Origin of the sequence: Bradyrhizobium sp. NDS-1 (assembly GCF_032918005.1) — a bacterium.
Taxonomy (GTDB): Bacteria; Pseudomonadota; Alphaproteobacteria; order Rhizobiales; family Xanthobacteraceae; genus Bradyrhizobium; species Bradyrhizobium tunisiense.
The window spans coordinates 7090502-7104788 of sequence record NZ_CP136628.1; the positions used below are offsets into that span (position 1 = coordinate 7090502).

General features: G+C 64.6%; 12 protein-coding genes. 2 read left to right on the top strand and 10 right to left on the bottom strand.

Going from position 1 to position 14287, the window contains the following annotated elements; translation table 11 throughout:
* Positions 1–45: 45 nt before the first annotated feature.
* The 3 genes from RX330_RS33070 to pcaB all read right to left on the bottom strand — a co-directional run bounded on the left by RX330_RS33070 (position 46) and on the right by pcaB (position 3624).
* On the bottom strand, positions 46–501 hold the full coding sequence (locus tag RX330_RS33070; protein ID WP_317241260.1) for a cupin domain-containing protein: 456 nt from the start codon (positions 499–501) through the stop codon (positions 46–48).
* A gap of 391 nt (positions 502–892) precedes the next feature.
* A complete protein-coding gene (locus RX330_RS33075) occupies positions 893–2149 on the bottom strand; it encodes an aminopeptidase (RefSeq protein ID WP_317241261.1) in 1257 nt (418 codons plus the stop codon).
* 113 nt (positions 2150–2262) lie between these two features.
* A complete protein-coding gene (gene pcaB, locus RX330_RS33080; protein WP_212087598.1) occupies positions 2263–3624 on the bottom strand; it encodes a 3-carboxy-cis,cis-muconate cycloisomerase in 1362 nt (453 codons plus the stop codon).
* A gap of 491 nt (positions 3625–4115) precedes the next feature.
* Between pcaB and RX330_RS33085 the strand changes: the two genes are divergently transcribed.
* Positions 4116–5675: a winged helix-turn-helix domain-containing protein gene (locus tag RX330_RS33085; protein WP_317241262.1), complete on the top strand. Its 1560-nt coding sequence runs from the start codon at positions 4116–4118 to the stop codon at positions 5673–5675.
* A 60-nt stretch (positions 5676–5735) separates the two neighbouring features.
* Here the strand turns inward: RX330_RS33085 and RX330_RS33090 are convergent, their stop codons facing one another.
* From RX330_RS33090 to RX330_RS33105, 4 genes are all read right to left on the bottom strand, one after another.
* Positions 5736–6470 (bottom strand): hypothetical protein, encoded by a 735-nt coding sequence (locus tag RX330_RS33090; protein WP_317241263.1) that lies wholly within the window; start codon positions 6468–6470, stop codon positions 5736–5738.
* A gap of 84 nt (positions 6471–6554) precedes the next feature.
* Positions 6555–7268: a hypothetical protein gene (locus tag RX330_RS33095; RefSeq protein ID WP_212087592.1), complete on the bottom strand. Its 714-nt coding sequence runs from the start codon at positions 7266–7268 to the stop codon at positions 6555–6557.
* A gap of 137 nt (positions 7269–7405) precedes the next feature.
* Positions 7406–7654 carry a hypothetical protein gene (locus RX330_RS33100; RefSeq protein WP_212087590.1) on the bottom strand — a complete coding sequence of 83 codons (249 nt, stop codon included), beginning with the start codon at positions 7652–7654 and terminating at the stop codon, positions 7406–7408.
* Positions 7655–7791: 137 nt separating this feature from the next.
* Entirely contained in the window at positions 7792–8766 is a 975-nt protein-coding gene (locus tag RX330_RS33105) for an NAD(P)H-dependent flavin oxidoreductase (RefSeq protein ID WP_317241264.1), read from the bottom strand.
* A gap of 123 nt (positions 8767–8889) precedes the next feature.
* On the opposite strand from RX330_RS33105, the gene RX330_RS33110 reads away from it, so the two are divergent.
* Positions 8890–10452: an AMP-binding protein gene (locus RX330_RS33110; protein ID WP_317241265.1), complete on the top strand. Its 1563-nt coding sequence runs from the start codon at positions 8890–8892 to the stop codon at positions 10450–10452.
* A gap of 340 nt (positions 10453–10792) precedes the next feature.
* On the opposite strand, the gene RX330_RS33115 is transcribed toward RX330_RS33110, so the two are convergent.
* The 3 genes from RX330_RS33115 to RX330_RS33125 form a co-directional block, all read right to left on the bottom strand.
* Entirely contained in the window at positions 10793–11566 is a 774-nt protein-coding gene (locus RX330_RS33115; protein WP_317241266.1) for a thioesterase family protein, read from the bottom strand.
* 80 nt (positions 11567–11646) lie between these two features.
* Positions 11647–12615, bottom strand: a complete 969-nt coding sequence (locus tag RX330_RS33120; protein ID WP_212087581.1) for an NAD(P)H-dependent flavin oxidoreductase — start codon at positions 12613–12615, stop codon at positions 11647–11649.
* A 251-nt stretch (positions 12616–12866) separates the two neighbouring features.
* A complete protein-coding gene (locus tag RX330_RS33125; RefSeq protein WP_317241267.1) occupies positions 12867–14267 on the bottom strand; it encodes an aspartate ammonia-lyase in 1401 nt (466 codons plus the stop codon).
* Positions 14268–14287: the final 20 nt, after the last annotated feature.

Here is a 14287-nt window from a genome sequence, read left to right on the forward strand (position 1 = left end):
CCGTCGTAGCCGCTGGGAAGCGTCCTTGAAACCTGATTGCGAACTCTAGCCGGCACCCATCAGCGAGGCCGGACGGCGCTCGCCGCCGAAAGCGAAAATCTTCTTGAGCTTGTTGACGACGCGGATCAGGAAACCGATCATCACGGGATTGGTCTTGCGGCAGAAGGCGATCTTCTTGACGTGGCATTCGACATGCCATTTGGCATGCGCGCCGTCGCGGAAGAAGATGACATCGCCGGGGCCATAGCGCTTCGGCGGCATGCCGTCGCTTTCGAGCACGATCGAACCTTCCATGATCATGATCGTCTCGTCGATATCGTAGTACCAGTTGAAACGTCCTTCGGTGCACTGCCAGATGATGGTCTGGGCCGTGCCGTCGGCGCTGGTCGACAGGACGCGTGAGCGCGATACCGGATTACCCTCGATGACCCAGGACGGCTCGATCGGCCGCAGCTCGAGATCCACATTGCAACTACCGACTTCAATCAATGCGCGCGACATTTGCTTCCTCGGAAATGATATTTGCGGCCGATCCGGGCCGGGATTGTTTCGAAAGATATTGGGACGCTAGTCATCCGTTTTTAATTCTTTCTTACATCGACTTCGAGAATCAGCCGGATGCGAAACGTGCTCACGGTTAACGTCGCAATTCCCTTGCAAATCCGCGGACATGCCCCGGTCGTCTTCCCGGGTGCGACAAAATGCGCGAAGGCACGGACGATGCCTATGCCTCGACGCTCGAGCCTCTGCTAGTCGCTCCGGTCGCGCGCTCAACGCTGCCCGGATGAGGGCGGGACCTCTTCAAGGAACGGCGCAACAACTATGGCCGGAGAATCGACCACAGAAAATATGTCGCGCGGCGCTCACGTCTCCCAGAAGAAAGGTACGCGCGCTACTTCGCCCACTCGCCCTTGCGGAATACCGGCACCTTGCTGCCATCGGGCAAAATGCCGTCGATATCCGTCTCGGCCGAACCGATCATCCAGTCGATATGGATCAGGCTCTGGTTGCCGCCTTGCGCCGCGATCTGCTGCGGGGTGAGCTGCGCGCCGTTGACGAAGCATTTCGAATAGCACTGGCCGAGCGCGATGTGAGACGCCGCATTCTCGTCGAACAGCGTGTTGTAGAACAACAACCCGCTTTGCGAGATCGGCGATGAATGCGGCACCAGAGCCACTTCGCCGAGACGGCGTGCGCCCTCGTCGGTGTCGAGCACCTTGTTCAGCACTTCCGCGCCGCGCGAGGCCTTCGCGTCCACGATCTTGCCGTCCTCGAAGCGCACGGCGATGTTGTCGATCAGCGTGCCCTGATAGGACAGCGGCTTCGAACTCACGACATGGCCGTAGACCCGGCGGCAATGCGGCGTGGTGAACACCTCTTCGGTCGGGATGTTGGCGTTGCAGCTGATGCCGTTCTTGGACAGCGAGGCGCCGCCCTCCCATTCGTGGCCGTCGGCAAGGCCGATGGTCAGGTCGGTCCCCGGCCCCGAATACTGCAGTGCGCGGAAACGCTGGCCATTCAGCCAGTTGGTACGCTCCCGCAGCACCGCATTGTGGCTCGCCCAATTGCCCATCGCGTCCTCGCGGTCGACGCGCGAGGCCGCGAAGATCGCATCGGCGAGCTTGCCGATCGCGACGTCCTCGGGGTCATTGGGAAACACCTGCCTGGCCCAGGACGGGCTTGGATAGGCGATGATGTTCCAGTTGGTGTCGAAATTGACGATCTTTTCCAGTGCGGGCTGATAGGCCATCGAATTGGCCTTGCTGGCGCGCGCCACTTTCGACGGATCCTCGCCGGACAACAGCATCGGATTGTCGCCGACGATAGCGAGCCGCGCGGTGTTGTCCGAGAACGCCTTGGCCATCCCCTCGTACAGCCAGCCGGCGGCACGATCGAAACTGCTGTCGTGGCCATGGCGGTAGCGCGCCAGCGTCATCTCCTCGTCCGACAGGATCGGCGTCACGATGCCGGCGCCGGCCTTGTAAGCGTGCACCGCGATCCGCCGCACCAGCGGCAGCGCGATCGCAGGCGCGGTCAAAAGAAGATCCTGCCCCGGCCGCAAGCCCAGGCCCACCTTCACCGCCACCTCGGCCAGCCGGTCGAGTTTGGCGGGATCGATGGGGGTAGCGGAATTGCGGTGATCAGTCATGCGGGTCCCTCTGCCGAAAATCTCTCGTTCAATCTAAGTCTAGCATCGTGGGGCGCAAGTACGCGAGCACCTTGCGACGTCGAGAAGATACGCAGTTTCGCGCATTTTGGTTTTCAACGCGTTGCCGATTTCAGCACCCGGTCAACCATGGCAGGCGCAAGCCCGAGGTAATTTTTCGGTGAGGTGAGCGCCTCGATTGTGGCGCGATCGATGCGGCTCGTGATCCGCGTGTCCCCTGACAGCGCATCGGCCAGGCTCATTCCCTCGTCGTTGGCCCGACGGCAGGCGTCATAGACCACGTCATGGGCCTCTTGCCGGCCGAGTTGCGGCGCGAGCCCCATCATGACCGCTTCGGCCACGATCAGGCCACGGCTGATGGCGAGATTGTCGTTCATCTTCGCCTCATCGACGATGAGACCTGCGAGCGCAAACTTCGCCTGGTGCAGCGCGCCGGCGGTCAACACGAAGCTCTCGGGGATCGCCATCCATTCGGCGTGCCAGGGACCCGTGGCGCGCTCGAAATCCTGCACCATGGCATCGAGCATCAGGCCGGCGTGCTGGCGTACCGCCTTGGAGGCCGCCAGCATCAGTTCCGACGAGATCGGGTTGCGCTTCTGCGGCATGGTCGAGGAAGCGCCGCGTCCCTTGACGAAAGGCTCGTAGACTTCGGCGAACTCGGTCGAGGCCATGATCATGATATCGAGCGCGATCTTGCCGAGCGAGCCGGTGACGAGCGCGAGGAAGTTCACGGCCTCGGCAAAGCCGTCGCGCGCGACGTGCCAGGTCGAGGCGGGAACGCCGAGCTTCAGCTCGGCGCAGAGCGCCTCCTGCACCTCGAAGCCCTTGTCGCCCAGCGAGGCCAGCGTGCCCGCGGCACCGGCGAACTGGCCGACCAGGACGCGCGGCTTCAGCTGCGCCAGCCGCTCGGCATGGCGATCGAACATGGCGAGCCAGATTGCGGTCTTGTAGCCGAAGGTCACCGGCAGCGCCTGCTGGAGATGGGTGCGGCCCGCCATCGGCGTGTCGCGATGGCGTTTCGAGAGGCTCGCCAGGACGCGGCGAAGCTCGTCGATGTCGCGCGCGACGATCTCCAGCGCGGCGCGGAGCTGCAGCACCACGGCGGTGTCCATGATGTCCTGCGTGGTCGCGCCCCAATGCACGTAGCGGCCGGCCTCGCCGCATTGTTTCACCATCTGGTGCACCAGCGGGAGGATCGGATAGCCGACGATGTCGGTCTCCTGCCGCAACAGCTCGAAATCGAGCGCGGCAACGTCAGTCCGCGCAGCGATCTGATCGGCAGCCTGCTGCGGGATCACGCCACATTTCGCCTCCGCCTTGGCCAGCGCCACCTCGACCTCGGCATAGCGCGCCACCAGCGCAAGGTCGGAGAACACCTCCCGCATCTCCGGCGTGCCGAAGGCGTCGCGGAACAGCATGGAATCGAGCACGGTGGTGGAAGCGGCAAAGGCGGGCATGGGCGTTTCTTCGTGGTTAGTGTTTGGTGTGCGCGACAGCTTACGCAGTCGGCGCAGCTCGGCAAAGGACATTCGCCGATCACCACATCTGCCGCGCGACGGCATTATAACGACACCTCACGCTCTCACGCCGTCGTCCTGAGGTACGAGACATGGGACGCACCGCGTCTCGTGGTGAGCCCGGAAGGACGAGCGGCCGCGCTGGAGCCGAGCCGTCCATCCTTCGAGGCCTCCGCCCAGCGGCGCAATTGCGCCGCAAGACTCCGGCGCCTCAGGATGACGGAGCTGGATGGGCGAACATGATACCCATCGGCAATCGGCCCGCAACATTCTGGCCGCGATTGTATTCGCGCCCCGAAAACGACATGACAGCCATCTTTCGATGGCGGTGAACCAATCATGACCTTCGGCAGACTCACAGTTTTCAACCCAATTTTTCACTTTTTGTCATTCTGCCTGTCCGATTTCGTAACGAAGCCTGAGTTTTCGACGTGCAGTTTCTGTTCAGGGACCATCTTCTCGATACCGACCTGCGCGAGCTGAGCCGCGAGCAGGTTCCCGTTGCCGTGGAGCCGCAGGTTTTCGATCTCGTCGTCCACCTCATGCAGAATCGCGACCGGGTGGTCAGCAAGGACGAGTTGATCGACAAGATCTGGCACGGCCGCAGCGTCTCCGAATCCACCCTGACCAGCCGGATCAACGCCGCGCGCAAGGCGATCGGCGACAGTGGCGCGAGTCAGGCGCTGATCCGCACCATCGCCCGCAAGGGTTTTCGTTTCGTCGGCGACGTCGAGGCCAAGGGGGGCGAGCTCACCCCGGAGCACGGCCGCACCGCATGGGCGTCGCGGGCGGCACTCGCGCTTCCCGAGCGGCCCGCGATCGCCGTGCTGCCCTTCACCAACATGAGCGGCGAGGCAGAGCAGGATTATTTTTCCGACGGCATCAGCGAAGATATCATCACCGCGCTTTCGAAGCTGCGCTGGTTCTTCGTCGTCGCGCGGAACTCCTCCTTCGTCTACAAGGGGCGCGCCGTGCACATCCGCGAGGTGGCGCGCGAGCTCGGGGTACGCTACGTGGTCGAAGGCAGCGTGCGGCGGAGCGGCGATCGCGTGCGCATCTCGGCCCAGCTCAACGACGTCTCGACCGGCAGCCATCTCTGGGCCGAGCGCTATGATCGTGAGCTCGCCGACATCTTCGCCGTGCAGGACGAAATCACCGAGGCGATCGTCGCCGCGATCGAGCCTCAGCTCTATGCCGCCGAAAACTTTCGCGCCCAGCAGAAGCCGCCGGGCAGCCTGGACGCCTGGGACCTCGTGATGCGCGCCTTGTCGCATCATTGGCGCAGCACGCGCGAGGACAATGCCGCCGCGCAAGAGCTGCTCGAAAAAGCCATCGCGATCGATCCGGCCTATGGCAAGGCGCTGGGCCTGCTCGCGACGAGCCATATCTTCGGTGCGCATATGGGCTGGGCCGACATGGCCGCGACGGTGCCGATCGCCGAACGCGCGGCGCTCGCGGCGGTGGAGGCCGATCGCGAGGATGCCTTTGCCCATCACGGCCTCGCCTACACCTATCTGTTCCGCCGCCGCTTCGACGACGCGCTGGCGGAGTTCGAACTGGCGCTGCAGCTCAATCCGAATTTTGCAATGGCGCACGCATTCTATGGCGTGACGCTTTGTTATGCCGGACGATGGCAGGATGGCGATGCTGCTGCGCGCCGCGCGCTGCGGCTCAGCCCGCGCGACCCGCTCGCGGCGATCTATTGCGGGATTGCGGCCTATGCCCGGTTCGTCGGCCGCGACTACGGGGGGGCCGTGCAGATGGCGCGGGAGTCGCTGCGGCAACGCGGCGATTTCGTCGGGGCGCATCGCGTGCTGACCGCCGCCGCCGGGATGTCAGGCGATACGGCGCTCGCGGCTTCCGCCCTCGCTGGCCTGCGCCGCGCGCAACCCGCGGTCTCGCTCGCCTGGATCACGCGCGAGCTGCCGATGCTGCGGGACGAGGATCGTGCGCATTATCTCGAGGGATTGCGGCGCGCGGGACTGAAATGACGGCGGCGCGATCGTGACGGCGCACCTTCCACCATTGCGGCCGCGATCCCGGGCCAGCCGCTAATCGTCGTCGGGCCCGAACAGCCTGATCTGCGGGAAGCTGCTGCGCGGCCGGCCGGCGTAATCGCGCGCCTCGGAATCTTCGCGGACGTTGCGGGCGACGTCGTCCCAATCGGGACGGCCGCGCGGCTCGCGGGAATCGTAGTAGCGGCGCTCGGCCCAGCGGTCACGGCGCTCCATCCGGCGCCGCTCGGACGCCGCACGCTTCACGTCGGACTCCCTGGCCTTGGCATAGGCGTTCTCGGATGAGGACGTCGGATCGGCCGAGGCCTGCTGCTCGGTGGATTTAGCGGCCTTCGAGGAGGAGCCGATTGCTGGCTTGGCCTGTTCCTTCGGCGGCTCGACAGCGGCCGCTTGTGAAGGCGGCGGTGCCGGCGGTTCGGCGTTCGCCTGAGTCGGCTGCGTGTCAGGCTTTGCGGTTTCAGGCTTGGTGGTCTCGGGCTTGGTGGTCTCAGGCTTGGCTTCGGCTTGCGCCGGCGCGGCCATGATCGTGCCGAAGGCTTGCGAACCGGTGAGGTAATTGACGCGTTCCGAAGCTGCGTTTGCCGAAGGCGCGTTTGTCGCCGCCGTCGCGCCGGCGGATTCGGCACGCTGCGCCATCTTGCTGGTGTCCGGGCCCCGTTTGGACGTGACCGGATTCATGATGTTGCCGGCAACGATGCCGCCGCCGAGGCCGATAGCAATCGCTGCAACAATGGTTCCGGCACCGACGAAATAGGCGGTCGAGGCGCGCATTGATCCACTCCCTCTTTGGGGCGAGCAACGCACGTTGATTGCCAGATGTTCCTGATGCGAGAGCGGTTCCGAAAGGAACCCGCGTCAGATCTGCTGCGCGACCTTTTCAAGCCCGATGAGGCGGGCCAGCTTACGCACTTCTTCCTTCTGATCGTCACGCAGCTGGAACAGCAGGGGCATTGCTGCCGACTTCAACTGCTGGACCTCATCGCAATTCGGATCGATCTGCGCGCTAGGTGGCGCGTGCGGATTGGAGAGCCTGTTGGCCGAGATCTTGCGGACGACGTTTCTCAGCGCGGTCTCGACCGAAGGCCAGTAATATTCCTGCGACGAGGACAGCTTCAGACGATCCCTGATCCCCGCGATCTGTGCGTCGGAGAGCAGCGAATAGTTTTTCTGCGGCTGCGGCTTCGCCACAACCTTCGGCTTGGCCGGGACTTCGACGGCGGGAACCTCCGCTGCGGCGGGCGCCTCATGCGCGCTTGGTTTCGGCATCGGAAAGTCCGACGGCGTGGCGGCAGCGAAGGCCTGGCGCAACGGCTCGGTCAGCACGGGAGCCTGGGCAAGCCTGTCGGCGGGCACCTGGACCGGCTCATACGCGGCCGAAGCCAGCGCCAGCGTCGGAACCAGGCGGTCGGCCTTGGCGGCGCGGTTGGCTGCTAGCGGCTTCGGCGGAGGGGTCTGCGAGATCATCTCTTCGCTGACGCTGGGTACGCTGTCGCGGCCAAGGATGGCGGTGGTGGCGGCGCCCAGAACGAGGAAACAGGTCAGCACAACGATGGTGATGGCTTTGGACAAACGTCTCTCCGGGAACGGACGCTTCACGAGTTTGTTAACGTTGCCCGGGAAAAGGGCACGAATTAAGGCTTGAGTGTGCCATCGTTGCGACAATCAGTATGTTTGCCGCGACATAGCCCCGTAAAAATCCTGGTAAATCAAGCAGCTACGGCCAGCTCGTAGGCGTCTTGGATGTCGGCGACGATCTCCGAGGCCTCCCAGACCGCGCGCGGCTCGACCGATTGCAGCGCCACCGTCCAGTTACCGCCTCGGCGGGTGCGGGGGACGCTGACGATGTCGAAACGGACGTTGCGGCACAGCGGGTGGCGGGCCAGGGCATGAGCGACGCGAACGCGGATTTCGTCCAGCGAAGCCGCCGTCTTGGTATTGAGATAATCGAAGTCCATCGCCTGTCCCTCTCGGTCCTGATTGGCGGCCGTGAGGGATTCTTGGCGGGCGTTGGTTAATCTGCCGTTAAGCGTGGCGTTTCGAGCGCGCCCTGGATTAACTGTGATCGGACGAGCGCCCCTGACTTTCCGCATTCTTACGGGGAGAGACGTGCCCTCGCCTCACGATATTCGACCCCCGTCCGCGCAACGAGTTCGTCGACAGGGAGCACGTCGGTGACACCAGAGGTGGAGTGCCCGCCGCTCCAGATGTCACGCCACCGCTTCGGCCGGTTTTCGCGCGCGGCCAGATCGATATCCTCGGCGATGTCGATCGCGCCGCGCGCCGGCAGATCGTCGGGATCAAGCCCGGCGGCCACGATCGACGGCCTCAGCATACTGGTCTGCAGGCCGGTAAAGGCGGTGGTGAGCAGGACGTCGTCGGCGCTGCTCTCGACCAGCATCCGCTTGTGGCGGTCGTCCGCCATGCTCTCGCGCGTCGCGATGAACTTCGTGCCCATATAGGCGAGATCGCAGCCGAGCACTTCGGCCGCGTGCAGCGAATGGCCGTCGCTGATGCCGCCCGCGAGCACGATGACGCCGTCGTAGAATGCACGGACCGCGCGGACGAAGGCGAACGGGTTGAGCCAGCCGGTCTGGCCGCCGGCGCCCGCGGTGAGCAGCACCAGCCCGTCGGCACCTGCTTCCGCCGCGCGTTCGGCATGGCGGATGGAAGCGACATCGGCCAGCACAAGCGCACCGGCATCGTGCAGCGGCTTCAACACGGGCGCGGGCGAGCCGACCGACGTAATGACGACCTCGGGCTTGTGCCGCAGCAGCACGGCGAGATCCTGCTCCAGCCGCGCATTGGAGCGGTGCACGATCAGGTTCGGACAGAGCGGCGCCGCCTTGCGGCCGGTCTGGTCTTCGTGCTGGCGCAGCCGCGTCTCGATCGCGGTGAGCCATGCATCGATCTGGTCCGTGCTGCGGCAATTCACGGTCGGGAAGCTGCCGATGACCCCGTTGCGGCAGGCCGCGACCATGAGCTCGACGCCCGACACCAGGAACATCGGCGCAGCGATCAAGGGCAGAGCGAGACGATCGCGAAAGCGTTGCAGTCGATCGGATGCCACCCAATTCTCCTTGTCACTCTTGCCTCGCAGCACGGGCTTTGTCGTTTCATCCCGCGGTCCCTGTGCTAGCGTCATCAGCAACATTGGCACGCCAGAAGCCGGTGACAAGCAACGAGGAAACATATGTCCGATCCGCTCCACGCATCGTCCCCGACTTGCGCGCAGACGCTACGGGCGCTGTCGCGCTATCCCGGCCGCACCGCTTTCGCATGGCCCGGGGGATCGCTGAGCTATCAAGGCACCATCGATCTGATCGGACGCATCCAGGGCGTGTTCGTGCGGCTTGGATTGCAGGCGGGCGCGCGCGTCGCCTTTCTCACCGCGAACCGTGCCGATACCTGGTGCGCCGGCGTCGCCGCGCAATTGTCGCAGCTCTGCATCACCTGGCTGCATCCGCTGGGATCGCTGGAGGACCAGCTGTTCCAGCTCGAGGATTCCGAGGCGGAGATGCTGGTGGTCGATGCAGCCGCCTTCCGCGACCGCGGCGGCGAGCTCGCTGCGAAAGCGAGCCTGCTCAAGGCGGTCTTCACCATGGGGCCGGCCGGCTACGGCGTCGATCTGCTGGCGGCCATCGAGAGCGCGGGACACGCCAGCGCGCAATGTCTTGCCAGCCTCGACGATCTCTCCACGCTGAACTACACCGGCGGCACCACCGGCAAATCCAAGGGCGCGTTGCGCTATCACCGCGAGAATGCCGGGGCCGCCGCTGCGATCCTCGCCGACTTCGAGATCCCCGACGCGGCACGCTACCTCACCGTCGCCCCGATCAGTCATGTCGCCGGCACGAAAGTGCTGCCGACCCTCATGCGCGGCGGCACCGTGCACATGCTGAGGGGATTCGATCCCGATGCCGTGCTTGCCACGATCGCGCGCGAGCGCATCGACTTCACGCTGTTCGTGCCGACCATGATCTACGTGCTGCTCGACCATCCTGCGCTTGACAAGACCGATCTGTCCTCGCTCGATCTGGTGCTCTACGGAGCGTCCGCGATGTCGCCGAGCCGGCTCGTCGAGGGCATCGAACGCATCGGACCGGTGTTCTCGCAGCTTTACGGCCAGACCGAATGCTATCCGGTCTCGGTGCTGCGCAAGGCGGACCACGATCCCAGGACGCCCGAGCTGTTCCTGTCCTGCGGCTTCCCGATCGCGGCCTGCGAGGTCAGGATCCTCGACGATAACGATCAGGAGGTGAAGACGGGCGAGGCCGGCGAGATCTGCGTGCGCGCCCCGCATGTCATGGCCGAATACTGGAAGCGGCCCGACATCACCGCCGAGACGCTGAAGAACGGCTGGGTCCACACCGGCGACATCGCGCGCAAGGACGAGCGCGGCTACATGTTCATCCTCGACCGCAAGAAGGACATGATCGTGTCCGGCGGCTTCAACATCTTCCCGCGCGAAGTCGAGGACGTGCTGTCGCAACATGCCGATGTCGCCATGGTCGCGGTCGTCGGCATCCCCGACGAGAAATGGGGCGAAGCCGTCACCGCCATCGTCGTGCCGCGCGAGGGCGCACGGCCCGATCCGGACGAACTGATCAACCTGGTCAAGACACGAAAGGGCTCGGCACATGCGCCCAAGCAGATCCAGTTCGTCAACCAGCTCCCGATGACCGGCGTCGGCAAGGTCGACAAGAAGGTACTGCGTGCGGGCTTCTGGAGCGGAAGGGACCGGATGGTGGGGTAAAACCCCCGGGATTCTACGGTGTCGTTGTGGCGCCGACACCACAGCGCGCGACGGAGTGCCTGGCGGCGATGCCCACGCAATTGCCTGCGAATCGGGGAATCACCTAGACCGCTGACGGGGCTGGGAAGCGGAGAGTAGGATGAGAGTCGCTTCCCTGGAAAGTGCAGTCGCCGCGATCGCGTTGATCACGGCTATCATCGTGGTGCTGTGGGAGATCAAGATCTTCTACGGAATCTGAACAGGCAGGATGCCTCTGAACACGACCAAGCATCCCTTCCGCGGCGGCGGAAGCCTGCCGTTCAATCGGACCAAAGAGCAATCGCGGCGCTCGCCGTCACGCTCACCGCCTCTCGATCACGAGGCTCTGCACCGCGCGGCCGAAATAGCCCTGGCGGTCGGCGAGGCGCGACATTGCGAGCCCGGTGCCGTCAGCGCCGATCCAGGACTCACCGTCGAGCAGGATCCACTCGCCGACCGGCTGGCGCGAAAAACTCACGGTGAGATCGGCATTGATGTAGGTCCAGGCGCGGAAGTCGAGCATCGAGGCGGTGCCGTTGGAAAAGTCGGCGGCGACCACTGCGCGCATCGCCTGCGAGATCGCCTCGCCCTCGATCAGCGGATTGTCGACGCGAAACCAGATCGCGCCGGCGCCGGCCTGGCCGAAGCGGCCGCGCGCGGCGCGCATCGAGACCAATCGCACGAACGGGCTGGTGACGGCGGCACTCTCCTCGACCAGCGAATCCTCGGGCGAAGGTAATGTGACCGGCAGCTCCTTGACGCCATCGGGCAGCGTCAGCGCCTGGCGCCTGATCTTGAGCACGGTGGCGCCGACCACCTGCACGCCGTCGGCGAGCAGCTTGATCTGGCAGAGCTGAATCTTGCGGCCCTCGCGCAAGACTTCGGTCGCGATCGTGAGCGGCCCGACCGGCACCGGGCGCATCAGATCGATCGTGACGCGCGCGATGTCCATCGCAACAGGCGTCGGAATGCGCTCGGCCGCCCATGTCACCAGCGAAGCCGGCGCCGAGCCGTGCTGCATGCGCGGGTCCCAGGGGCCGGCGGCATCCGGACTGCTGACGACATTGTTGCCGTCGACGCGGTAGACGGGGGGCATATCTGTTCGATACCTCGGCTGGCGTTCCCCGGACGCAGCGCAGCAGCGTTACACGCTGCAGCGCGTCCGGGACACGAGAACTACAACGGCGGATCGATGGCTTCGTCGTATTCCTTCTTGAAACGCGCGATCAGTTCGGCGGCAGGTACGATGCCGTCGATGCTGCCGATGCCCTGGCCCGAGCCCCAGATCTCCTTCCAGGCCTTCGGCTTGGCGCGCTCGCCGGAGGCGTCGGTGCCGAAATTCATCTTGGAGGGATCGGAGGTCGGCAGATTCTCGGGATCCATGCCGGCAGCGAGGATAGAAGGTTTCAGGTAGTTGCCGTGCACGCCAGTGAAGAGGTTGGAATAGACGATGTCGTCGGCCGTCGCGCCCGCGATCATCTCCTTGTACTTCTCGACCGCATTGGCTTCCTTGGTCGCGATGAAAGCCGAGCCGATATAGGCGAAGTCGGCGCCGAGGATTCGTGCGGCGCGGATCGCCTTGCCGTTGCCGATCGCCCCTGACAGCGCGATCGGACCATCGAACCACTTGCGGGTTTCGGCGACGAAGGCCAGCGGTGAGATAGTGCCGGCATGGCCACCGGCGCCGGCCGCGACCAGGATCAGACCGTCAGCGCCCTTCTCGATCGCCTTGTGCGCGAATTTCTGGTTGATCACGTCGTGGAAGACGATGCCGCCCCAGCCGTGCACGGCCTGGTTCAGCTCCTCGCGGGCGCCGAGCGAGGAGATGATCATCGGCACCTTGTACTTGGCGCAGAGCTGCATGTCGTGGTCGAGCCGGTTGTTCGACTTGTGCACGATCTGGTTGACCGCGAACGGCGCCGACGGCTTGTCGGGATGGGCGCGGTCATAGGCCGCGAGTTCTTCGGTGATGCGCGCGAGCCATTCGTCGAGCAATTCCGGCGGCCGGGCATTCAGCGACGGAAACGAGCCGACCACCCCCGCCTTGCACTGCGCGATCACGAGATCGGGCACCGAGATGATGAAGAGCGGCGAGCCGATCACGGGGATCGACAGGCGTCCCTTGAACAGGGCAGGCATGGACATAGCGAAACGATCCTCTGTTGGCCGGTCAATGGAAGGTTGGGCAACATACCAACAAGGCAATCTTTCCACTGTCAAGTATTGCGTTTTGGCGCCGTAGGCGGCCCCAGCGATACTATTCCAAGGTGCGGAATTCTCTCCTCGTCATTCCGGGGCGGCGCGTCAGCATCGAACCCGGAATCCATCGGGCGTCAGCATGCGTGGCGAAATGGATTCCGGGCTCGCGCTGCGCGCGTCCCGGATGACGGCGCCCCCTACCCAATCAAATCCGGATTGATCAGCCGCTCGAACGAGAACATCTCGTCCCACTTCTCCTGCGTCAGCAGCTTGCGCTCGACCACGACGATCTGGTGCAGCGACTTGCCGCTCTTGTAGCCCTCGCGGGCGATCTCGGCGCATTGCTTGTAGCCGAGCAGCGGCTTCAGCACCGTGACGATGCCGAGGGAATTGAGCACCATGTTGCGGGTATGCTCCTCGTTGGCGGTGATGCCGACGATGCAGTTTTCGCGCAGGCTGTTGACGGCGCGTTCCATGGTGCGGATCGAGAAGAACAACGCGAACGAGATCACCGGCTCCATCACGTTGAGCTGGAGCTGGCCGGCCGAGGCCGCGAGCGTCACCGTGGTGTCGAGCCCGATGACGAGGAAGCTGGTCTGGTTGACGACCTCGGGGATGACGGGATTGACCTTGCCGGGCATGATGGAGGAGCCGGGCTGAAGCTGCGGCAAGTTGATCTCGTTGAAGCCGGCGCGCGGGCCGGAGGCAAGCAGGCGGATGTCGTTGCAGATCTTCGTCAGCTTGCTCGCGGTGCGCTTCAGGACGCCGGAGAGCTGCACATAGGCGCCGGTGTCGGACGTCGCCTCGACAAGGTCGCCGGCGAGGATGAAATCGACGCCGGTCAGGGCACTGAGATGCCGGACCGCGAGCTTGGGATAGCCGACGGCCGCGGTCACGGAGGTGCCGATCGCGGTGGCACCGAGATTGATTTCGCGCAGTAATGCTCGCGCTTCCGAGATGCGATCGACTTCCTCGCCGATCGTGGTGCCCCAGCCCCGGAATTCCGCGCCGAGCGACATCGGCACCGCGTCCTGAAGATGCGTGCGTCCCATCTTCAGCACGCGGTCGAACTCGCGGCCCTTGGCGAAGAAGGCTTCCTGGAGCTGGCGCAGCGCCGTCATGTAGCTCTCGAGCCGCAGGATCAGCGCCAGGCGAAAGGCCGTCGGATAGGTATCGTTGGTGGACTGACCATAATTGACGTGATCGTTGGGGCTGACGTGCTGGTAGTCGCCCTTGCCGAAGCCGAGCGATTCCAGCGCGAGGTTCGCGATCACCTCGTTGGCGTTCATGTTGGTCGACGTACCGGCGCCGCCCTGGATGAAGTCGGTGACGAACTGATCCATCATGTCGCCGGCGATGACGCGGTCGCAGCCCAGGATGATCGCGTCCGCGACCCTGGCGTCGATCGCGCCGAGATCGCGATTGGCCATGGCGGCGGCCTTCTTGACGTAACCGAGCGCCTTCACGAAGTAAGGCTCCTGGTTCATCGGAATGCCGGTGATGTGGAAGTTCTCCTTACCCCGGATGGTTTGAACGCCGTAATAGATGTCGTCGGCGATCTCACGCTGTCCGAGGAAATCCTGCTCCGTACGGCTCATGGGCGCTCCTTGCTGCATGC

Coding starts and splice junctions, on each gene's coding strand:
- RX330_RS33070 (WP_317241260.1), bottom strand. CDS start 501: ATGTCGCGCGCATTGATTGAAGTCGGTAGTTGCAATGTGGATCTCGAG.
- RX330_RS33075 (WP_317241261.1), bottom strand. CDS start 2,149: ATGACTGATCACCGCAATTCCGCTACCCCCATCGATCCCGCCAAACTC.
- pcaB (WP_212087598.1), bottom strand. CDS start 3,624: ATGCCCGCCTTTGCCGCTTCCACCACCGTGCTCGATTCCATGCTGTTC.
- RX330_RS33090 (WP_317241263.1), bottom strand. CDS start 6,470: ATGCGCGCCTCGACCGCCTATTTCGTCGGTGCCGGAACCATTGTTGCA.
- RX330_RS33100 (WP_212087590.1), bottom strand. CDS start 7,654: ATGGACTTCGATTATCTCAATACCAAGACGGCGGCTTCGCTGGACGAA.
- RX330_RS33110 (WP_317241265.1), top strand. CDS start 8,890: ATGTCCGATCCGCTCCACGCATCGTCCCCGACTTGCGCGCAGACGCTA.
- RX330_RS33115 (WP_317241266.1), bottom strand. CDS start 11,566: ATGCCCCCCGTCTACCGCGTCGACGGCAACAATGTCGTCAGCAGTCCG.
- RX330_RS33120 (WP_212087581.1), bottom strand. CDS start 12,615: ATGTCCATGCCTGCCCTGTTCAAGGGACGCCTGTCGATCCCCGTGATC.
- RX330_RS33125 (WP_317241267.1), bottom strand. CDS start 14,267: ATGAGCCGTACGGAGCAGGATTTCCTCGGACAGCGTGAGATCGCCGAC.